Origin of the sequence: Microcystis sp. M53602_WE12 (assembly GCF_030065455.1) — a bacterium.
GTDB lineage: Bacteria > Cyanobacteriota > Cyanobacteriia > Cyanobacteriales > Microcystaceae > Microcystis > Microcystis aeruginosa.
This window is the reverse complement of sequence record NZ_JASJFB010000156.1, coordinates 1-20,035: the sequence shown is the minus strand read 5'-3', so window position 1 is coordinate 20,035 and position 20,035 is coordinate 1. Positions and strand designations below refer to the sequence as shown.

At 44.5% G+C, this 20,035-nt stretch carries 17 protein-coding genes; 7 read left to right on the top strand and 10 right to left on the bottom strand.

The genetic code is table 11. The annotated features are described in order from the left end of the window. The first annotated feature begins 68 nt into the window (after nt 1–68). The gene (locus PX482_RS06090) at nt 69–692 is read left to right on the top strand and encodes a YdcF family protein (protein WP_288094633.1); all 624 of its coding nucleotides are present in this window, start codon (nt 69–71) and stop codon (nt 690–692) included. A 26-nt stretch (nt 693–718) separates the two neighbouring features. Then, nucleotides 719–1,807: a calcium/proton exchanger gene (cax, locus tag PX482_RS06085; protein ID WP_288024409.1), complete on the top strand. Its 1,089-nt coding sequence runs from the start codon at nt 719–721 to the stop codon at nt 1,805–1,807. 2 nt (nt 1,808–1,809) lie between these two features. Here the strand turns inward: cax and rsmG are convergent, their stop codons facing one another. Beyond that, nucleotides 1,810–2,487 (bottom strand): 16S rRNA (guanine(527)-N(7))-methyltransferase RsmG, encoded by a 678-nt coding sequence (rsmG, locus tag PX482_RS06080; protein ID WP_288024426.1) that lies wholly within the window; start codon nt 2,485–2,487, stop codon nt 1,810–1,812. Nucleotides 2,488–2,620: 133 nt separating this feature from the next. After that, on the bottom strand, nt 2,621–3,268 hold the full coding sequence (locus tag PX482_RS06075) for an ABC transporter ATP-binding protein (protein WP_288094233.1): 648 nt from the start codon (nt 3,266–3,268) through the stop codon (nt 2,621–2,623). An 85-nt stretch (nt 3,269–3,353) separates the two neighbouring features. Here PX482_RS06075 and PX482_RS06070 point away from each other — a divergent pair, with 85 nt between their 5' ends. Beyond that, on the top strand, nt 3,354–4,268 hold the full coding sequence (locus PX482_RS06070; protein ID WP_288122192.1) for a Sll0314/Alr1548 family TPR repeat-containing protein: 915 nt from the start codon (nt 3,354–3,356) through the stop codon (nt 4,266–4,268). A 516-nt stretch (nt 4,269–4,784) separates the two neighbouring features. After that, nucleotides 4,785–5,825, top strand: coding sequence for a fatty acid desaturase (locus tag PX482_RS06065; RefSeq protein WP_002759606.1), 1,041 nt, complete (start codon nt 4,785–4,787; stop codon nt 5,823–5,825). A 365-nt stretch (nt 5,826–6,190) separates the two neighbouring features. On the opposite strand, the gene PX482_RS06060 is transcribed toward PX482_RS06065, so the two are convergent. The 4 genes from PX482_RS06060 to PX482_RS06045 all read right to left on the bottom strand — a co-directional run bounded on the left by PX482_RS06060 (nt 6,191) and on the right by PX482_RS06045 (nt 10,985). Continuing rightward, complete coding sequence (locus tag PX482_RS06060; protein ID WP_002759608.1) at nt 6,191–7,777, bottom strand: serine/threonine-protein kinase; 1,587 nt, start codon at nt 7,775–7,777, stop codon at nt 6,191–6,193. Between the two features lie 156 nt (nt 7,778–7,933). Beyond that, nucleotides 7,934–9,157, bottom strand: coding sequence for an RNA-guided endonuclease InsQ/TnpB family protein (locus tag PX482_RS06055; protein ID WP_002759610.1), 1,224 nt, complete (start codon nt 9,155–9,157; stop codon nt 7,934–7,936). A 141-nt stretch (nt 9,158–9,298) separates the two neighbouring features. Beyond that, nucleotides 9,299–10,789: a UDP-N-acetylmuramoyl-L-alanyl-D-glutamate--2,6-diaminopimelate ligase gene (locus tag PX482_RS06050; RefSeq protein ID WP_288122191.1), complete on the bottom strand. Its 1,491-nt coding sequence runs from the start codon at nt 10,787–10,789 to the stop codon at nt 9,299–9,301. Nucleotides 10,790–10,847: 58 nt separating this feature from the next. Beyond that, entirely contained in the window at nt 10,848–10,985 is a 138-nt protein-coding gene (locus PX482_RS06045; protein WP_196219830.1) for a hypothetical protein, read from the bottom strand. Nucleotides 10,986–11,126: 141 nt separating this feature from the next. Between PX482_RS06045 and PX482_RS06040 the strand changes: the two genes are divergently transcribed. Beyond that, nucleotides 11,127–11,873, top strand: a complete 747-nt coding sequence (locus PX482_RS06040; RefSeq protein WP_002759613.1) for a DUF4079 domain-containing protein — start codon at nt 11,127–11,129, stop codon at nt 11,871–11,873. A 6-nt stretch (nt 11,874–11,879) separates the two neighbouring features. Here PX482_RS06040 and PX482_RS06035 read toward each other — a convergent pair whose 3' ends face one another. Both PX482_RS06035 and PX482_RS06030 read right to left on the bottom strand, forming a co-directional pair. After that, the gene (locus PX482_RS06035) at nt 11,880–13,316 is read right to left on the bottom strand and encodes a DUF7305 domain-containing protein (protein ID WP_002759614.1); all 1,437 of its coding nucleotides are present in this window, start codon (nt 13,314–13,316) and stop codon (nt 11,880–11,882) included. Between the two features lie 474 nt (nt 13,317–13,790). Beyond that, entirely contained in the window at nt 13,791–16,016 is a 2,226-nt protein-coding gene (locus tag PX482_RS06030) for a glycosyltransferase (protein WP_002759615.1), read from the bottom strand. Between the two features lie 186 nt (nt 16,017–16,202). On the opposite strand from PX482_RS06030, the gene PX482_RS06025 reads away from it, so the two are divergent. Continuing rightward, entirely contained in the window at nt 16,203–16,385 is a 183-nt protein-coding gene (locus PX482_RS06025) for a hypothetical protein (RefSeq protein ID WP_002759616.1), read from the top strand. Here the strand turns inward: PX482_RS06025 and PX482_RS06020 are convergent. After that, entirely contained in the window at nt 16,378–16,917 is a 540-nt protein-coding gene (locus PX482_RS06020) for an NUDIX hydrolase (RefSeq protein ID WP_002759617.1), read from the bottom strand. The two genes, PX482_RS06025 and PX482_RS06020, sit on opposite strands and share 8 nt — an antisense overlap. A gap of 120 nt (nt 16,918–17,037) precedes the next feature. Between PX482_RS06020 and rpsN the strand changes: the two genes are divergently transcribed. Next, nucleotides 17,038–17,340 (top strand): 30S ribosomal protein S14, encoded by a 303-nt coding sequence (gene rpsN / locus PX482_RS06015; protein WP_002740009.1) that lies wholly within the window; start codon nt 17,038–17,040, stop codon nt 17,338–17,340. A 135-nt stretch (nt 17,341–17,475) separates the two neighbouring features. Here rpsN and PX482_RS06010 read toward each other — a convergent pair whose 3' ends face one another. Then, on the bottom strand, nt 17,476–19,629 hold the full coding sequence (locus PX482_RS06010) for a polyribonucleotide nucleotidyltransferase (protein WP_288122190.1): 2,154 nt from the start codon (nt 19,627–19,629) through the stop codon (nt 17,476–17,478). Nucleotides 19,630–20,035: the final 406 nt, after the last annotated feature.

Here is a 20,035-nt window from a genome sequence, read left to right as displayed (position 1 = left end):
GACCCTCACCCTCGATCACTTTAATCCACAAAGCTGAAGGCTGACAACTGATCACCGATCACTGATATATGGTTCTCAAGGCTAATTCTCGCAGAAAAAAGCGAGTTTCTCTGAAAGCGAAGTTAGGCAAATCTAGGTTAAAATTGCTGGCTATTCCGCTAATTTTGGCGATTTTAGGCTGGTTATACCACGATTTACGTCAGCAGTGGCTAAAACCGGAAGCGATTTTTGTTTTGGGAGGTCATGCCGATCGAGAACGTTTTGCGGCAAAATTGGCTAAGGAATATCCCGATCTACCGATTTGGGTGTCTTCCGGTAGTCCGCGACGATATGTGAGAAAGATTTTTAAAAAAGCGGGAATTCCCCCAGAACGTCTCCATCTCGATTACAATGCGCGAGATACTGTCACTAACTTTACTAGCCTAGCCGATCAACTGAAAGCCCAAGGTATTGATAGTGTCTATCTAGTCACTTCCGATAATCACATGAGAAGGGCGCGATTAGTGGGAGAAATTGTTTTTGGTAGTCGCGGAATTATGATTAAACCGGTGACTGTTCCCTCCCAATCACCCCCCGAACCCCTAGAAAAGTCCCTCAGAGACGGTTTTAGGGCAATATTATGGGTAATAAGCGGTTCCACCGGGGAATTTTGGCTAGAATCCGCTTCTAGTTCCCATCTCCGATCAAAATAAAATTATCTTGACAAAATACTCACTTTATGTTAAGCAAAAACACCATTTTCGCCATCCTATTGATTTTTGTGCCTATATCGATCGCCGGTTCGCTGTTACACTGGGGCGGAACAGTTGTTTTTATCACCGCTTGTCTAGCCATTATCCCCCTAGCGGCCTACATGGGGGAAGCCACGGAAGCGATTGCGGTGGTGGTCGGGCCAAATATTGGCGGTTTGATGAATGCCACCTTTGGCAATGCCACAGAATTAATTCTCGCCTATGTCGCTTTGCGGGAAGGTTTCATCGATGTGGTAAAAGCGACGATTACTGGCTCAATTATCGGTAATTTACTCTTAGTTATGGGATTATCGATGTTTTTAGGCGGTTTACGCTTCAAAGAACAGGAATTTCAACCAATAACCGCTCGTTTAAATGCCTCAGCCATGAATTTAGCGGTGGTGGCGATTCTTTTACCCACTGCCGTGGAATTTACCTCCACGGGAGTCGGGGAAGCAGTCCTGCAACGTCTATCCGTGGCCGTGGCAGCGGTGTTAATTTTCGTCTATGGTTTAAGTCTCTTATTTTCCATGAAAACCCACACCTATCTCTACGATGTCGGGGTTGCCGGTATCGAGGAGGAAAGCGCCAGAGAAAGAGCCGCAAGGCCGAAAGTCTGGTTTTGGTCTTTGATTTTATTGATCGTTACCATCGCCGTGGCCGTAGAATCGGAGTTATTGGTGGCATCCCTAGAGGAGGCTACGGAACAGCTAGGTTTAACGGCGCTGTTTACCGGGGTAATTCTTTTGCCTATTATCGGTAATGCGGCCGAACACGCTACGGCTGTCACCGTCGCCCTTAAGAATAAAATGGATCTATCGGTATCTGTGGCCGTCGGTTCCAGTATGCAGATCGCCCTGTTTGTGGCTCCAGTTTTGGTTATCATGGGTTATATTATCGGTCAGCCCATGGATCTAAATTTTAATCCCTTTGAGTTAGTGGCAGTGGCTGTAGCGGTGTGGTTGGCTAATTCGATTAGTAGTGATGGGCGATCGAATTGGTTAGAAGGAATGTTACTCTTAGCTACCTATGCTATCCTGGCCTTGGCTTTCTTTTTCCATCCTCTCACCGCTTAAAGTTATTTCTTGGAGATATATAGACAATGACGGACGCTTTCGCTTAAGGGAGTGGTAAAACTGGCAATTTCGAGGATTTTACCACCAGCTTTCCCTAAATTCTTCTCTAAACTCGAACTATCCTCCGACGACCACTGACCACGATAGAGGATAGCGATTCCGGTCTTTTTCAGGAAAGGCAAAGCATAGTTAACACAGATATCCACATTAGCTACCGCTCGCAAACAGACGATATCGTAAGCACAGTTATGTTTAGGGTTTTTCCCGACGATTTCCGCCCGACCTAAACGAGTTTTCGTGTTATTTAACTCTAATTTGTCAATAACTTCTTCAAGAAAATTAATCTTTTTTTGGGTGGAATCCAAGAGAGTCACCGACCAATGGGTATATGCGATCGCAATTGGCACCCCCGGAAATCCGGCCCCAGTCCCCAAATCGATGACTGATAGGGATTTTGTCAATAAATCTGGCTGGGATTTTTGTAACCAAGCTAAACCCGATAAAGAATCCCAAAGATGTTTTTCCCAAAACTCCTCCGGTTGGGTAATTCGAGTGAGATTACAACGTTGATTACCCTCTAAAATCAAGTCATAAAGTTGTTGAAATCGCGCTTGTATGGCCCCATCGGGTTGCCATTCTAGGGTTTCTTGCCAAAGGTCAAATAATTCAGGAAGGATCATTAATTCAGTAATCAAGGTCAGGAGACAGGAGACAGGAGACAGGAGATGGGGGAAGTGGGGAAGTGGGGAAGTGGGGAAGTGGGGAAGTGGGGAAGTGGGGAATTTCAACTAAAAACCCCAAAACCCTAAAACCTCAACTATCTGTTTTTTCACTTTTTAATTCCCTCAAATGTCCTTGTTCAATTTTCCAGTGACGGTCAGCAATGGGGAGTAATTCTCCGGCATCGTGACTAACTACTAATAAAGTCCAGTGTTGTTTGAGACTAGCGAGAAGTTTAGCCAATTGACGACGCATCGACCAATCTAAACCGGCCGTAGGTTCATCGAGAAGTAACAGATTAGGCTGCCGGATTAACTGGACAGCGAGGGATAAACGACGCTGTTGACCTCCACTAAGATTATGGGGAGAAGTATCCAGAGGAATATTTTCTAATCCTACCTCCTTTAAGGCCGCCGTTAGGCGCTCGCTTTTAATTTCTGGATGACCGAGACGCAACTCCTCAAGGATGGTTTTACCGCAAAAATGACGTTCGGGAAACTGAAAAACGATTCCTCCTAATTGTTGCAGGTGCAGCACCGTTAATTCTTGGTCGCGCCAGTGAATCGTCCCTCCTGTTTTATCGGCAAAGCCTGCTAAAATTTCCAAAAGAGTCGTTTTTCCGGAACCACTGGGGCCAACAATCAGACCTAATTCTTGGGGGGCTAATTCGAGATTAATCCCCTGTAAAATGGGATTGAGGGCAGCGGGGGGATGATAAACCACATCTTTGAGATAAAGCATTGACAGGAAAATAACTGGAAATTAAGTCTAGAAACTCGTTTCTATTGTGACAGATTTTTTCATTCGCTCAAGGAGACTTTTAACCATGGCGCTGCGGTTAGGTTTAACGAAAAAAATGGCGATCGGTGCTTCGCTGGCTGTTATGGTAGTGGTTAACTGGATTGGTCCCGGTTTAGCCGGAGATCCTTTCCGCAAAACCAATCCCCGACCGATTGGTGATAAGACCGAGGCCGCTTTTAACGCTATTTTTAAACAAGGTAACTATCTAGAGGCAAAAAAATTAATTGTTGAGGCCACAGAAAAGGAACCCCAAGAACCTTTGTCCCATGCTATGCGGGCCTCTCTTGCTTTTACCGACCAGGATTGGAACACCCTAAAAACCTACTCCGAGAAAACTAAGGAAGCGGCCAAACAAATACAGGGCAGCGACCCTTTAAGGGGAAATTTGTATCTAGCGGTGGGCAGTTTTTTAGAGGGAACCTACGTTTTTCAAACCGAAGGGGCAGTATCAGCTATCCCCAGATTACAAGAGGTGTTTCAGTATTTGGAAACTGCGGAAAAGGTTAATCCTACGGATCCGGAATTGAACCTGTTAAAGGGTTATATGGATTTGATTTTAGCGGTTAATCTGCCCTTTTCTAGTCCCCAAGAGGCAATTGAAAGGCTAGAAACCTACGGAAGTCCTGATTACTTGGTTGATCGAGGTATCGCTCTAGCTTACCGGGATTTAAAGCAGTACGATCAGGCTTTGCGGTTTATCGATAACGCTCTGAAAGCAACCCCCGATAATCCAGAATTAATGTATCTGAAGGGTCAAATCCTGAGAATTCAAGGCAATACGGATAAAAATACTGGCTCTTTGAAACTGGCATTAGATTACTTTAATAATGCCCTGAAAAAACAGGAACAACTCCCCGAATCGGTCAAAAAACAGTTAAATCGCGAACACCGTAAGGTACAGGAGGAGATTAAATCCCTAGAAAACACCGCTAATCGCTAAAAAACGCCTAAAAATAGTCAATGTTTGTTTTTTTTATCAGTTATCAGTTTTTGAAGGCAATAGGCAGCCGTCAAGGGTGCATCTCACATTTGCAGGAATACCGACAATCAGCAATTATCAGTGACTCTTAGATGATGACAAATGTATCAGCAGCTGCCTGTAAGCATCTCACCGAAAAGCTAATGCGCTCCGGGGTTTGGGGGGTAGAACCCCCCAAAAGCTGGGATTGAGTGATAAAATCGGAAGTAATGCCCGATTTTAGGCGAGAGTTTCGCCGTAAAAATCCCAATTGGTAGATTTACAAAAATGAGATGCACCCGCCGTCCAATTTTGCCAAAACAGAAAATCTCCTCTTATGGTATATAAAGTAAAGGATTATTAAGCTTCGCGGAAGTTTATTAATTAAAGTTAAAAATATATTGACAAAAAAATTGGCTTGTGGTAAGGAGCAGAATTTAGCCAAACCTCCTAGCTGATTTCTTGTCAAGGGTTCACCTAAGTGTAATTGGAGATTTCATGACGGCAACGACGGATAAATTGCATGGGGAGTTGATCACCTCGATCGAGCCAGACTTTAAACTGAAAGATATTATTAAAACCATTCCCAAAGAATATTTCCAGAAAGACCCAGTTAAAGCTTGGTTTGGAGTGATTACGAATATTTTGGCGGTCATTGCGGGTTATGCAATGCTAGTTTATTCTCCCTGGTATTTACTGCCTTTAGCTTGGATTTTCACTGGTACAGCTTTAACGGGATTTTTTGTGATCGCGCATGATTGCGGTCATCGGTCTTTTTCCAATCGACCCTGGGTTAATGATCTTGTCGGTCATATTTTCCTCTTACCGCTTATCTATCCCTTCCACTGCTGGCGTTTCCTGCACGATCGCCATCATACTAAAACTAACATGGTAACTATAGATAATGCTTGGGATCCGTGGGAATTAGAAGCTTTTAACTCGGCCAATCCCTTAGTGCGTCTCTTTTATCGCGGCATTCGCGGACGTTTCTGGTGGCTTGGTTCGATCGCCCACTGGGCTATTCTACACTTCAACATCGAACAATTCAAAGAGAACGAACGGGAAAAAGCGCGCTTTTCGATGATTGTCGTCCTAGTTTTTGCCGCTATTTTTTTCCCAACCCTAATTTTCTACACTGGTGTTTGGGGATTGGTTAAATTTTGGGTGGTACCTTGGTTTGTCTATCATTTTTGGATGAGTACCTTTACCCTTGTCCATCACACAGACCCCGATATTCAATTTTCCTATCCCGAAGACTGGAATCAAGCTTTAGCGCAACTAGAAGGGACAGTTCACTGTAGCTATCCCCGTTGGGTAGAAATTCTCTGTCACGATATTAATGTCCATATCCCCCATCATATCTCGACGGCGATTCCTTCCTATAACCTCCGCAAAGTTCACGCTAGTCTCAAAGAAAATTGGGGTAGTCACCTGAAAGAAACCGAGTTTTCTTGGGCATTAATGCAGCGAATCGTTGATTATTGCCATATTTTCGACTCCGAAACCGCCTACAAAACCTTTAAGGAAAGCCGCGGTTAAATCAGTGATCAGTGATCAGTTATCAGTTATCAGTGGGTAAGTTATCAGCTATCAGATTTGAGTTTGAAGTGACAGTATTAAATAGGGTTTGCGGCAAAAAGTTTTTCTTGGGGGCAGGGTGTGGCCCCCCCAACCCCCCCGACATCGGGGGGGCAGGTGGGGTGTAGGGTTTTACCGATTTTCAGGTGGTCAACTACCTAATTTTCAGGGAAAAAGTACCTGAATTTTCCCCCTGATCACTCCCAGTCCTGGACTTTTTGATTGACAAAAAGTCTAAAAGTTTTACCCAACAAGGTTTTTAGATTTATTTCAGCAAACCCTAAATAGAAGTTTCCTATTACTGTTGACTGATCACTGAAGAAAGATTACCAGTAACTGCGTTTACCATTGGGCATAACTGTTAACCAATTGGTTTTTGCCAGGGCGATTTGTTCTTGAGTTACTTGGGCATCAGAGAGATTAGCCCCGCAAAGATTAGCATCTTTGAGATTAGCGTAGCGAAGATGGGCGCCGGTGAGATTAGCCCCGCGTAAATCGGCCTTTTCTAGGTCTGCATAACCGAGATAGGCATTATTTAAATTGGTACTTTTGAGAATAGCTTGACTGAGATTAGCCCGGCCCAGATCCGCATTGGACAGATTTGCCCCTTGTAAATTAGCTCCTGTTAATTTGGATTGACAGAAATTGACGCCCAAAAGTTTGGCTTTGGCCAGATTGAGATTTGGTAATTCCTCTTGGGCGAAATTGCGCCGGCCGTTATTGTAAGCATCGAGAATCGCTTTTTCATCTAAGCGGGGTTTTTTCTTCAGTAAGGTTAGCTCTGTGCTGCTGCGGGCTTGACTTTTAGTCAATACATTTGTATTAGACAGTGAAAAAGCCATCTGTCCCCCCAGCATATTATCTGGAGAGGCCTCTGGATTTTTATTTTTGGGACGAAATTTAGACTTGAGAGGGACAGAAACGGAGGAAGTGGCTATCGAACCTGAATCTTGTCGGGGGGGCTGGGAAGTAACCATTGGAGCGGCGATTAAACTTTGGGCTAGACTATCGGCATAAGCCGTCATGTCTAAAGCATCCATTACCTCTTGGGCGGATTTGTAGCGATGACGGACAGAGACTTCCAGCATTTTTTTCAGGACTTTAGCAAACTGGGGACTCACCTTGACTAATTTTTCCCAGAGTAATTCACCTGTATTAATATCAACTTCGATCGCTTTAGGAGATTTGCCCGTGAGTAGATAGAGACAGGTAGCTCCCACCGCGTAGATATCACTAGCGTAAACGGGACGCATGGCCATCTGTTCGGGGGGGGCAAAACCTTGGGTACCCACGGCAAAATTAGTGAAAGCGGTTTGAGAATCGGCATTGGCCATGACGCTATTAACTGGATTTTTGACAGCCCCGAAGTCAATCAGAACCAATTTTCGGTCTGTTTGCCGACGAACTAGGTTAGCGGGTTTGATATCCCGATGAATTACCTTTTGCTCGTGGACATATTTCAAAATCGGCAAGAGTTCACTTAAAAACTGTTTGACTCCCGCTTCGCTAAACGGTCCGCGTTTTTTGACCTCTTGGTGCAGGTTATGACCTTTAACGTATTCTTGAACTAGATAAAACTGTTGATTATCTTCAAAATAGTCCAATAATCGGGGAATCTGCGGATGAACTCCCAGTTTTGCCAAGGTGGCCGCTTCTCGATCAAAAAGTTCCCTCGCCATGCGAAAAACATTAGCATCTTGAGGGGGAGGTTGCAGTTGTTTGACCACACAGAGGGGCTTATCTGGTAGGGACAGATCCGATGAAACAAAAGTTGCCCCAAACCCACCTTTCCCCAAAATGCGTAGGGTTTGATAGCGGTCGTGCAGAAGAAGTTTTGAACCGCAACTCTCGCAGATTAACGCTGTCGGGGCGTTTTTCGGTTGAGTACAGTTGGGATTAAGGCAGTAGGTCATCTAGAATCACCAATTGACCGATACTTTTTTACTAACACACCTTAACAATGCACTTTAAGAGATTCTCCTCAAGGGGGGTATCTCCCAAAGTCTAAAGCCAGAGGCCTCAGACAATCAAAGCGCCTGTAACGCCTTTTTTGTTTGACGCTCCCCGCTCTAAAAAGACGGGGATTCTTCGTTCATTGAGTCTCCGTTAGCAAGCAGGATTTCTCCAACCAACCAAGAGGGAATCTCTCCCGAAGCGTTTAAAGTTTGCGTGCGCCCCACGCTACTTAATCCCTTTTGCAAGATGTTTAAAGCGGCGTTTCTGTCTCGACAATCTGTATATCCACAATGAGGACAAACATGGGTTCGAGTAGATAGCGACTTTTGGACTTTTTGTCCACAATTAGAACAATTTTGAGACGTATTATGAGGTGAGACAGCTATAGTTAACTTGCCGTATTTGTCCCCAAAATACTCTAGCCATTGCCTAAAAACAGACCATCCTGCATCGGTTATCGACTTCGCTAAATGACGATTCTTGACCATGCCTTTGATATTCAAGTTTTCATAGGCGATTAAGTCGTTAGACTTAACTAAACGGAGTGCCACACTCTTGACAAACTCTTCTCGTTGCCTACTTACTCTTAAATGTTTCCGAGCATATCGCTTTCTAGCTTTGTGATAATTACGAGATTGTTTTTTACCCTTACGGTATTTCTTTGACTTTTTTTTATTTAATCGGTTTAGTTGTTTTTCAGCTTTTCGATAGTAGTTCGGACAATCAATTTGATGGCCTTCGCTATCTACTAAGAAAAACTTTAATCCCACATCAATCCCAGTGGCTTTCTGGGAAGGTGTTAAAGGCTTAACCGTGTCTCTGGGGTCTAATTTAATGCAGAACTGCACATAGTAACCATCGGCACGATTAAGGATTCTTACCCGTTTAATCTGGTCTGGTTGATAGTAATTAATATCTCTAGAGCCAATCAGTTTAAGAGTGCCAATACCTTTTTTGTCTGTAAAGGTAATATGGCGTTTATCTTTTGATAGCTTCCATCCAGATACTTTATACTCAACAGAACGGGAATGTTTTTTAAACTTAGGGTAGTTTTTCTTTCCTTTAACTTTATTTTGGCAATTATCGTAAAACCGAGTAATTGCCCGCAAGGTTCTTTCTACGGCAGTCTGGCAAGCATGGGAGTTTAAATCATCAACAAATTTAAACTCTTTCCTTAATGCTGTGTTGTATCGAAATAACTCTGTTTTGCCAACACCCTGATTATCCATCCAATAACGCAGGACTTTATTCCGAACAAATTGGGTTGTCCGTATTGCCTCATTAATGGCTTCTATCTGATTAGGTTTTGGCTTAACCTTGTATTCTAGTACAAACATTTTGACATTGCTCGATCGAGTATCAACATCTTAACACAAAATTCCTTAAGTTGACAATACATATTTAAGCGGAGGGCGGGGCTTGTACCCAAATTTTCGGTCAACTAATGTTAGCTTTTCTTGACAATTAATCATCCCTCATCACTTTTTCACTTTTATCAAAGCGGCCCGGGCCTGTTCGCGGTCATCGAAAGGGATTTTTTCCGTCCCCAAAATTTGATAATCTTCGTGACCTTTACCGGCAATAATTACTCCGTCTCCCGGTTGCGCTGCTTGAATAGCGGTGTCAATGGCCAAAGCGCGATCGCTAATTACCTGCACGGTAATTTCTGGGGGAATGCCAGCGACGATATCCTGAAGGATTCGTTCGGGAGACTCTGTGCGGGGATTATCGGAGGTAACTATGGCTAAATCTGCTAATTCTGCGGCTATTTTACCCATTAACGGTCGTTTTGTCCGATCTCGATCGCCGCCACAACCAAAAACACAAATCATCCGACCAGAAATAAAGGGACGTGTTGCTTTTAAAACATTCTCTAAACTGTCGGGAGTATGGGCATAATCAACAATGACGCTGATATCTTGGTCGTGAGCGGTGCTAACCCGTTCCATCCGCCCCGGTACTCCTGAAAACTGGGGAATTTGAGCGATTACTGTCCCTAAATCTACACCACATTCTAACACTGCCGCCACCGCCGCTAAGAGGTTAGCTAGATTATATTGACCCACCAGAGGAGAAGCAAAGGCTATTTCTCCTTGGGGAGTCACCATCACCCCTTGAACTCCCGTGGGTTGATAGTGTAAATCTTTAGTATAAAAATCGGCACGAGCATCGGACACACTATAGGTTAAAACCTGTTGGGGAGACAGGGAGGCCGCTAAACGTTGACCGTAGGCATCATCAAGGTTAATAATCGCCTTACCTTGCAGATAATCGGGACTAAATAATTTAGCTTTAGCGGCGAAATAATCCTCCATGTCGAGGTGATAATCGAGATGGTCCCTGGTGAGATTGGTAAACACCGTCACGGGAAAAGTACAACCCTGTACCCGTCCCTGGGCCAGTGCATGGGAACTAACTTCCATGACGGCGATTTCATTGCCGGCGCTCACCGCTTTGGCTAAACTGGCTTGTAACTCGTTAGCGAAAGGGGTGGTATGATTAGCGGTTTCTTGGAATCCTTGCCAACGGGTGTAAAGAGTCCCGAATAAAGCGGTGGGAATCTCTGCTTGGCTGAGAAAATATTCAATTAAATGGGTGGTGGTGGTTTTGCCGTTGGTTCCCGTCACACCGATTAATTTTAGGGTAAGGGCCGGATAATGATAGAATTTAGCAGCGATCGCAGCAGCGGCAGTAACTAAATCTGCCACAACCATTACCGAAGCATCCTCCGGGGGGGGAAATTTAGCTGCGGCTGCCGGGGAGATAATCGCCGCTACGGCCCCGGTTTCCAAAGCGGAACGCCAAAATTCGCCCCCATCGACGCGAGTACCGGGTAAACCGATAAATAAATCTCCCGGTTGACAAGCATGGGAATTAGTAGAAATTCCTGTAATCTCGGTAATAGAAGCGATAGGAGAAGAAATCGGGGAAACCAGAGGGATAGTTGTTAAAAGTTCTTGTAGTTTCATAGTCAGGATTGAATCTAAGGATTGCTGCTTTTAGATTAGCCGATCATCGAAGAGGTTCCTAGTCCGAAATGGGAAGTGGGGGTGTGGGGAAGTGGGGTGTGGGGAAGTGGGGTAGTGGGGTAGTGGGGAAGTGGGGAAGTGGGGTAGTGGGGTAGTGGGGTAGTGGGGTAGTGGGGTAGTGGGGAAGCTGTCTCATCACCCTATCACCCTATCACCCTATCTCCTGCCTTTTGCCTTTTGCCGACCGGCTCCTGATATCTGCGATAAGCTAAAAAAAACAAGGCTATAGCTTGTCAACTATTGACGATTTTCTGCTGACTATTTTCGGGATATTTATATGCAATTCGTCGATTTTCTGGCTCTCATTCATCCTGTCCTAGGGATAGTGGTCGTTTTCCCTATTATCGGCCTCGTAGTTAACTTTGCTTGGCAAACCCGTCAACGTCGCTTAGAAACCAATGCGGGAAATAAAAGTAAAATTCCCCCAGTGGTCGGGCCAGAACATCTACGCTTAGGCCGCTGGTTAACGGGTACAGTGGTAGGGGTTAACCTGTTAGCACTAGCTTACTCGGTCGTTTACGGGTTTAATGGTTTTGTCGATCAACAAAAAGAGGGAAAATTAGACTCCTTTCAGGTCTTTTTTGTGATTTTGATGTTTTTTGTCACCATTGCCTCTTTGGTCTGTCTCTACCGCGCTAGACAAGGCCTCTGGCGCGGAATTTTTGCCACCTTGACTGGCATGGGTTTAATTATTATCGGTGCTCAGGATGGGGTCTGGCGACTCTCGGCCCAATGGTACTGGTCCCACTACTATATCGGCATGGCGGCATCATTACTGATGATTTTCTCTCTGGCCATTGTCGAAGATATCTATAAAGACCGTTCCCATCGTTGGCGCATCGCCCATACAATTCTCAATTGTATTGCTCTGGCTCTCTTTCTGGGACAAGCCATGACCGGTTCCAGGGATTTGCTGGAAATTCCCCTCAGTTGGCAAAAACCGGCAATTTATCGCTGTGATTTCGCCAATAAAACCTGTCCTGAACCGAAATCCTCAACCCCCCCCACCAACCCGATAAGTTAAACTTTTTTAGGGACTGGGAGAGGGTGAAGCAGTCGGGAAATAATCACACATAGATTCACCCGGAAGGGTATCGATGGGTTCCTCACACCAATTGGCAATCTGACCAAGTCGGGGAAATTGGGGTTTCAGGTCATAGATTAATTCAGTCCATTCTACCCCTTGGGTAACAGCTACAGCACCGCTACTTGAGAGACAGCCTGAAATTTGGCCCCAATTTTTACCCCAGGCAGCACCGATAAAAGTACCATTATCGGTTTTACCGAGGGAATAGTCAGGAGCAAAGATAAACGCTTGTAGTGTTTGGTTTCCTTTCAGACAAATTTGCGGATTGGCGGAACCTAATCCATTATCGGCATAAATCTGTAGATTGCCCGGTTTACAGCCAGTCACACTACCACAATCGTGTTCGATCGCACCGTTAATGTTACCTTTAACATAGAAAACTACCCGGTCCCCCGCAGTAATGGTAATCTTCTCGCCATCATCCAAGTCGATATCATCAAAGATATACTCGTACACTCCGCTGGGAGATGCTGTGTCTCCCGTTCTGGGAAAAGTTTCAGAACTGGTAAGGTCTCCTAGGCTTGGAATACCGGTGGGAGTCTCCGGTAAATTGGGGAAAAACACACCGACAAATTGTGCCGTGTAGGGGGGATTGAGTGCGGGTGTGGGCTGTTGAATCTTAGTTTGGTTAATATTACATTCTGGGCTTTCCACCTTCTCCACCACATCCCCTTGAAATATAGCATCACCTTCCACCGTTCCCTCACTTATCCATAAAGCTGGGACCGTGGTGCGGTTAAATGCGTGGTGAGGGGCATCAAGAATAGGGATAGTTACCACCACGCGGTTACGGGAGGCGGCATTATCGTCACTATCTCTATCGATAGTAATGTTAGTTATGTCTGTTGCGGCACTTTTGCGGGAAAGTCCTTCGAGGGTGAGAACTCCCATGCCAGTATCAATACGATAATTGTATTCAACCACGCGATAATAACTATTATTACCGAGATCAACCCATTTATCTGCGCTCAAATCTCTTAATTCATTGATTTTTTTCTTCAAGGTAACAGCATCGTTGGGATTACTACAGGAGGGGGCGGCGTCGACTAATTTTTTTAAATGTTTTTGTAAATCGGTGGGATCAGTATCCACATCATATCTGGCGTTCTGCCAACAATCGCCGGAAGTACAATTCCTATCAACCGTCGCCATAACTCGAACACTATTGAGTAGATCCTGCACGCGAGCCAGCCCCACTTCGGAACTTGTTAAACTATCAGCCCGGGCTTTTTGGGCAATTACTTTCGATTGGTCCCCTTGGGCGCGCATGATCATAGTCATTCCTGTCACCATCAGGATAAGTCCAATTAACACGGCAAGAGGCAAGGCAAACCCTTTTTCCTTATTAGCCATCAGGTGAAGACATAAACGATTGTTCATAAGCCAGTTCATCTAAGAATGGTTACTTCTATTATAATAATAAATAGCTGGTTATAATTAAATTGAAGATGGATTTTGGGTTCGATCCCCCCTGCCCCCCTTGATAAGGGGGTGCAGCTCCCCCCTTATTAAGCGGGGTATCTGACAGTTTTTAACACCTAACTACTGATCAAGTTTTGCTCAAGTGACAACTGTGATAATACAGGAATAGCCATGTGAGTAAAATCACAGACAAAAGCCAGTTGATAGGATAATCAGCCAGTAATTTTTCGATAAGTAGGTAGGCGTTAAAAATTATCAGACACCCCCCTTATCAAGGGGGGACTAAGGGGGGATCGGCACCCCCCTTATCAAGCGGGGCAGGGGGGATCGGCACCACCCTTATCAAGGGGGGACTAAGGGGGGATCGAACCTAAAATCCATTTTAAATTTAACTATAACCAGCTACTTAAGTATTTTCGATTTTTGACGTAACTAAAGGGCTGTTTTTCGATGCAAAAATGCCCGACAAATTAAGCCTATACCCCGAAAAAAGCTGATAATTAACAACCAAAGGGATTGTAATTCTCCTGCCGTATTTTTCACTGGCCAGCGCTGGGGACGACAGAATAAAAAAGTAATTAGTTTTCTCTGGTCTGATAGGGTAAGTGGCTGGAATTTAAGGGTTGCTTGCCAGATTTTTCCTCGTTTTTCTAGATTGACTAGATGAGACGATAGGCGCAAATCTTCGCCTAAAATATCTAGGAGTAATTTTTCTGAGTAGATGGGTTCCCTCAGGTGAATTTCTGCTCCTATTTCTGAAAGTTTTTTCAGATTGCCCTGCATAATTATATCCGATTCTGTTATCAAGTTAACAGGATATTCTAGCAATTGGTATTGAGTTTCTAGGGTGAGGGGAGCTTCCAATAAAGCCACTAAAGCAGTCATGATAATAACCACGTTATATATAGCCAAAATCAAGCCAAAATTTAGGGGACTTGCTTGATAATTGTGATGGCGTAAATTAAAGAAAATACTAATTAAGGTAATGGTGAGAAAAAACAGTAATGGGTAGGATAAACGCCAATTATATTGATAATTTTTACGAGCAATTCCCTTCGGTGTCACCTGAAATCCTTTGTCAAAGGGTTTCCAAAGAACATGGAGAACTGTTAGGGATGTAGGTACACAAATAATCATCGATAGTACCTCAGAAAAAATAATGGAGCGCGAGCGAGAATTTAACCAGTGATAAGTGGCTAACTGCAGCATCATGTAGGGTAAAAATATATAGATTGTCTCATGGATGGTAATGTTCAAAGGTACGATATAACCAAAGGTATAAAGGAGAGGAATAAGGAGAGAAAATAAACGAGCTAAGGGAGAAAACCAAGATAATATTCCTTCTAAGTGTGCCAATCTTTGTGGTAGAGTTAGTCCCGCAATTTTTAGGGGATTAGCTTTGATAAAAAAGGCCTGTAAAGTTCCCCTTGCCCAGCGCAATCTTTGCCGTAAATAAGCTGATAAACTTTCGGCAGATAAACCAGCGCTGAGTTTTTCATTTAAGTAAATAACTTCATAACCTTTGGCAGAGATAGCAATCCCAGTGAAATAGTCTTCACTAATAGATTCTATATTAAAGTAGCCCACTTCTTCTAAGGCCTTTCTTCTGACAATAAAAGAAGTACCAGCACAGACAGGACTACCCACCCCATCTTTAGCTGGTTCGATATGACGATAAAATAATTCTTCGTCGGGAGTAACGATATTTTCTAAACCTAAGTTATAGGCGATAGGATCGGCATTATAAAAGCTTTGAGGCGTTTGCACTAAGGCAATTTTTTGGTTTTGAAACCAGCCAACAGTTCTTTCTAGAAAATTCCGACAAGGGATAAAATCTGCGTCAAAAACTACCACTAATTCCCCTTGAGTTTGTCTGAGAGCATGGTTTAAATTGCCTGCTTTAGCATTTTTTTTATCCTCACGAGTCAGATAATTACAATTTAATTTTTCTGCTAATTCATAAATTTCTGACCTCTGGGTATCATCGAGAATATAAATATTTTTATGAGGATAATTAAGGGCTTGACAACCGATAATAGTTCTTTTTAAGATAAAGGCTGGCTCATTATAGGTGGGAATCAGAATATCTACCGTGGGCAAATACTGTTTATTGATCACTGCTTGGCTATAAAAATCAGCTTCTTGGCTTCTATCTTTCGTGGTTAAGACTAAAACTAACTGAATTATGCTACCACTTAAAACTATCATCTCAATGCCTAAAAGCAGTAAACTAAAAAAGCCATTGAGAGGGGTGGAAAGATTTAAGGTTTCCAGAATCCTCCAGAGTAGATAGCGCAGGGTGATAGCGAGAGTGATAGAAATAATGACTAATCTTGACCAAACTTGCGGACGCGGAGACAAGAAAATGATTAACTGCGTAAAAATTAGCAGGATAACCGTGGGTAATAATAATTGATAGCTATGAGCAACCGTGGGAACTTTAATCCAAGCAAATGGATTAAAAAAATCTTCTACTAAGCCAAGTATTAATCGATCAATATTGTGTTCTGGCCAACATAATGATAAACTGACCATCATTAGCCCGCCGATCACTGCTAACATAATTAAAATAACTGATATTATCGCTAAAATCGACTTGAATACGGAGTAATATGCTGGTTTTTGAGGGAACGGAAAAATCGATTCTTGGTTAGACATAAATCCCCTTCTGAGTAAATAAATCTAACTACATTTTACAATTCTTAACAAAAACCTGTGCATTTTTGGCAATGACAGGAGCGCTCTCCACCAAAATGCTACATTTTGTATCAAGCCGAAGATGAAACTGGCAAGAAAAAGTGTAGAAATAGTATACTTCGGTTAACCGTGAGGAAAAATTAATCTATGATAGCCGTCAAAATCGCCGTTGTTAGCGCTCTCGTTTTAGTTGTGGTCAAATTCGTCGCTTCTGCTCTAGGCAAAGGCAATATACCCCTGCTTAATCAGGCTGTCACCGTGATTTTAAGCCTTTTTATCGGTTTTGAGTTGATTCAACTAGGACAAGCGGTGATTGAAAAGATTAATTAAGGGCTAAACGGGCCAGATAGAAGCTAGTAATAGTTTTAGCATCGATCGATTCTCCCCGTGCGATCGCCGATTCCATTTCCTCAAAACTCATCAAAACCACTTCTAGATCTTCATCGACATCTTGAGCGGGGGGCAAGCTTAATTTTTCCAGATCCTGGGCTAGAAAAGCATAGATGTATTCATCGGAATAACCGGGTGCCAGGGCAAATTTACCCAAAGATTGCCAATTGTGCGCCCGATAGCCCGCTTCTTCCTCTAATTCTCGTTTTACCGTCGTAGCAGGGTCTTCTCCTTCATCAATCGTTCCGGCGGGAAATTCCAGAATTCGAGCTTGCAAACTAAATCGATACTGACGTACTAAAACCAATTGACCTTCCTTGGTGATTGGAACTGCTAAAGCACCCCCCGGATGACGGACACATTCCCATTCTCCCTCGACACCGTTAGGTAAACGCAGTTTCGAGACTTCAAATTGAAAGACGCGACCTTGATAAAAAAGACGTTGTTGGAGAAATTGAGGCGGTTCAGACATAGAAAATTTTCAACTAGGACTTTAAGAATTAATATCAAGAAATGTTGCTTTTGTCACCGGTGTTTCAGGTTATAATGGGAAATGCTGTCTTTACAGGTTAAATCTTTTTCGAGAAACCCCATGGCAAAAAAATCGATGGTAGAACGCGAGAAAAAACGCGCTCGTCTCAGACAAAAATACGAAGCTAAAAGAGCGGAACTAAAAGAACAATTCCGCACCGCCGAGGATTTTGAAGAAAAACTGGCAATTCACCAAAAATTACAGGAATTACCCCGCAATAGCGCTCCCAGTCGTCACCGCAACCGTTGTTTAACGACCGGCAGACCGAGAGGATACTATCGCGATTTTGGTTTATCCCGCAACGTTTTACGGGAATGGGCCCACCAAGGTCTTTTACCCGGTGTGGTCAAGTCTAGCTGGTAGTCAGAAACAATATCTAGGGAAAATACCGTGATAGAGGCGTGGTTTTTGCGTCTCTATTGCCGTTTTTAGGCAATTTTAGCGATAAAAAAACCCTCGATCGAGCGATCGAGAGTTAACCATGAACAAAAAATTCACCTAGACTACAGTAGCAGCCTTACGGGCAGCGGCGGCCTCATCGGGATGAATACCGAGACGGGTGAGATTGAGACGACCTTTACTATCGATCTCCCGTACCTTGACTAACACCTCATCCCCCACGGCCACTTCATCCTCGACCTTGCCGACACGTCCCTCGGCCAATTGGGAAATATGGATCATTCCCTCTTTTCCTGGCAAAACTTCCACAAAAGCGCCGATTTGGATAATGCGAGTCACGCGACCGAGATAAACCTCACCCTCATTGAGTTTGCGGGTCATATTGTAGATCAGTCGTTTAGCTTTTTCGGCCTGTTCCCCATCGGTGGAGGAAATGGTGACAGTACCATCGTCATCGATATCGATTTTCGTGCCAGTCTGTTCAGTAATCCCTTTAACCGTCTTACCACCCGGCCCGATTACTAACCCGATCAGATCTGGATCGATCTTGATCGTCAATAACCGGGGTGCGTGGGGAGATAATTCCGTGCGCGGTTTTTCTAGGGTCGCTAACATCTTCTCTAGGATATGTTTGCGGGCCGGTAAAGCTTGTTCGATCGCCTTGGCCACCACTTCCATAGTTAAACCGGGGATTTTCATATCCATCTGGAGAGCGGTGATGCCGGAATCAGTGCCAGCCACCTTAAAGTCCATATCTCCCAGAAAATCCTCGATACCCTGGATATCGGTCAAAATCCGCACTTCTTCCCCTTCTTTAATTAAACCCATGGCCGCACCGCTAACGGGTTTTTTCAGGGGAACACCGGCATCCATCAGCGCCAGGGTGGAACCGCACACGGAACCCATGGAGGTGGAACCATTAGAAGAGAGGACTTCCGACACTACCCGCAGCACATAGGGAAATTCCTCCTGGGGGGGAAGGACAGGTACGATCGCTCTTTCCGCTAAAGCACCGTGACCAATTTCTCGACGGCCGGGAGAACGCATGGGACGGGTTTCACCGACGGAAAAGGGTGGAAAATTGTAGTGATGAAGATAGCGTTTTTCATCTTCGGGATGGAGATCGTCGCCCAAATCCTGAGCATCACCGGGGGTGCCCAGGGTGGCGATCGAAAGCACCTGGGTTAAACCGCGATTAAACAGGCCGCTACCGTGAACCCGGCGGGGTAAAACTCCCACCCGGCAAGAAATCGGGCGTACTTCGTCCAGTTGGCGACCATCAACCCGCACCCCATCCTCAATAATTTGGGCGCGCATCAGTTTTTTGGTCAGATCCTTGAAGAGATTACCGATTAACTTGGGTTCTTCCAGCGTTGGAGCTTTTAAGGGATCTTCATCGGGGAGAGCGGTTATAGTTTCCTTGATCCGATTTTCGATCGCCGCTAATTTCTCATCCCGTTCGGTTTTGCTGAGGGTAAACTGAGAGAGAATCTGTTTAATTTCCTCTTTAGCTTGTTCTTTCAGGAAATTATGCACGGTTTCGTTTACTACCGGCGCTTCTCGGGTGACGAGGGGAATACCCAACTGATCGATCAATTCCCGTTGAGCGGTGATCAGGTCGCGGACCGCTTCATAACCAAAATCGATCGCCTCAATAATATCCCGTTCTGGTAACTGATTAGCTCCCGCTTCGATCATCACCACCCCTTCAGGACTACCGGCCACCACTAAATCCAATTCTCCGTTATGGATTTCCTTGTAGGTGGGATTGATGATAAATTCATCCCCTAGTAAACCGACGCGCACCGCTGCCATCGGCCCTTGGAAGGGAATACCTGCCAACAAAACCGCCACGGAGGCCCCAGTAACGGCCAAAACATCCGGGGGTACTTCCTCGTCCATGGAGAGGGTCGTAGCGACCACCTGAATATCATCCCGTAGCCAACTGGGGAATAGAGGCCGCAGGGGGCGATCGATCAAACGACCGGTCAGAATTGCTTTTTCCGGGGGACGACCTTCACGACGCAAAAATCCTCCCGGGATGCGCCCGGCGGCGTATAATCTTTCTTCGTAGTCAACGGTCAAGGGCAGGAAATCTACTCCTTCTCTGGCTTTGGCTGTGGTTGCTGTCACTAAAACCGCCGTTTCTCCCGATTGGATCAGAACACTACCGCCAGCTTGGGGGGCTAAAAGCCCTATTTTTAGTCGAATATCCCTGCCATCAAAGGATATTGACTTGTCAAACTCTTCCATGTAAAGCTATATTCCTTTCTTTCACTTTTCTCTGTGCTGTGGCAATCCTAGCATTTTTTGTCCCCCTTTCTGCCAGGTTTAGTATTCAGTGATCAGTTATCAGTGATCAGTTATCAGTGATCAGAGTTGAGTTTTCAGTTGGCTGATTACTCTTTACCGTTTACCGATCACAGCAAAAAAGCTCCCCACTTCCCCAATCCCCCAATCCCCCAATCCCCCAATCCCCCAATCCCCCAATCCCCCACTTTTAAACAGGATTTAACATTAGAGTTCTTGCATAATTAATTTTTGAGAGGGCAAAAATGAGAAAAATAAGCATAAAATTGCATAAAATAACCAAATAGAGCATTTAATTGATTAATGCTCATTCTTAATTCTCCTGACTACTGACTACTGGCTCGGAGAC

Bases quoted from the DNA above. Each gene is read 5' to 3' on its own strand.
- PX482_RS06070 (WP_288122192.1), top strand. From the start codon at position 3,354: ATGGCGCTGCGGTTAGGTTTAACGAAAAAAATGGCGATCGGTGCTTCG.
- PX482_RS06035 (WP_002759614.1), bottom strand. From the start codon at position 13,316: ATGAACAATCGTTTATGTCTTCACCTGATGGCTAATAAGGAAAAAGGG.
- PX482_RS06030 (WP_002759615.1), bottom strand. From the start codon at position 16,016: ATGTCTAACCAAGAATCGATTTTTCCGTTCCCTCAAAAACCAGCATAT.
- PX482_RS06060 (WP_002759608.1), bottom strand. From the start codon at position 7,777: ATGACCTACTGCCTTAATCCCAACTGTACTCAACCGAAAAACGCCCCG.
- PX482_RS06055 (WP_002759610.1), bottom strand. From the start codon at position 9,157: ATGTTTGTACTAGAATACAAGGTTAAGCCAAAACCTAATCAGATAGAA.
- PX482_RS06040 (WP_002759613.1), top strand. From the start codon at position 11,127: ATGCAATTCGTCGATTTTCTGGCTCTCATTCATCCTGTCCTAGGGATA.
- PX482_RS06010 (WP_288122190.1), bottom strand. From the start codon at position 19,629: ATGGAAGAGTTTGACAAGTCAATATCCTTTGATGGCAGGGATATTCGA.
- cax (WP_288024409.1), top strand. From the start codon at position 719: ATGTTAAGCAAAAACACCATTTTCGCCATCCTATTGATTTTTGTGCCT.
- PX482_RS06025 (WP_002759616.1), top strand. From the start codon at position 16,203: ATGATAGCCGTCAAAATCGCCGTTGTTAGCGCTCTCGTTTTAGTTGTG.
- rsmG (WP_288024426.1), bottom strand. From the start codon at position 2,487: ATGATCCTTCCTGAATTATTTGACCTTTGGCAAGAAACCCTAGAATGG.
- PX482_RS06090 (WP_288094633.1), top strand. From the start codon at position 69: ATGGTTCTCAAGGCTAATTCTCGCAGAAAAAAGCGAGTTTCTCTGAAA.
- PX482_RS06045 (WP_196219830.1), bottom strand. From the start codon at position 10,985: ATGAGACAGCTTCCCCACTACCCCACTACCCCACTACCCCACTACCCC.
- PX482_RS06065 (WP_002759606.1), top strand. From the start codon at position 4,785: ATGACGGCAACGACGGATAAATTGCATGGGGAGTTGATCACCTCGATC.
- PX482_RS06050 (WP_288122191.1), bottom strand. From the start codon at position 10,789: ATGAAACTACAAGAACTTTTAACAACTATCCCTCTGGTTTCCCCGATT.
- PX482_RS06075 (WP_288094233.1), bottom strand. From the start codon at position 3,268: ATGCTTTATCTCAAAGATGTGGTTTATCATCCCCCCGCTGCCCTCAAT.
- rpsN (WP_002740009.1), top strand. From the start codon at position 17,038: ATGGCAAAAAAATCGATGGTAGAACGCGAGAAAAAACGCGCTCGTCTC.
- PX482_RS06020 (WP_002759617.1), bottom strand. From the start codon at position 16,917: ATGTCTGAACCGCCTCAATTTCTCCAACAACGTCTTTTTTATCAAGGT.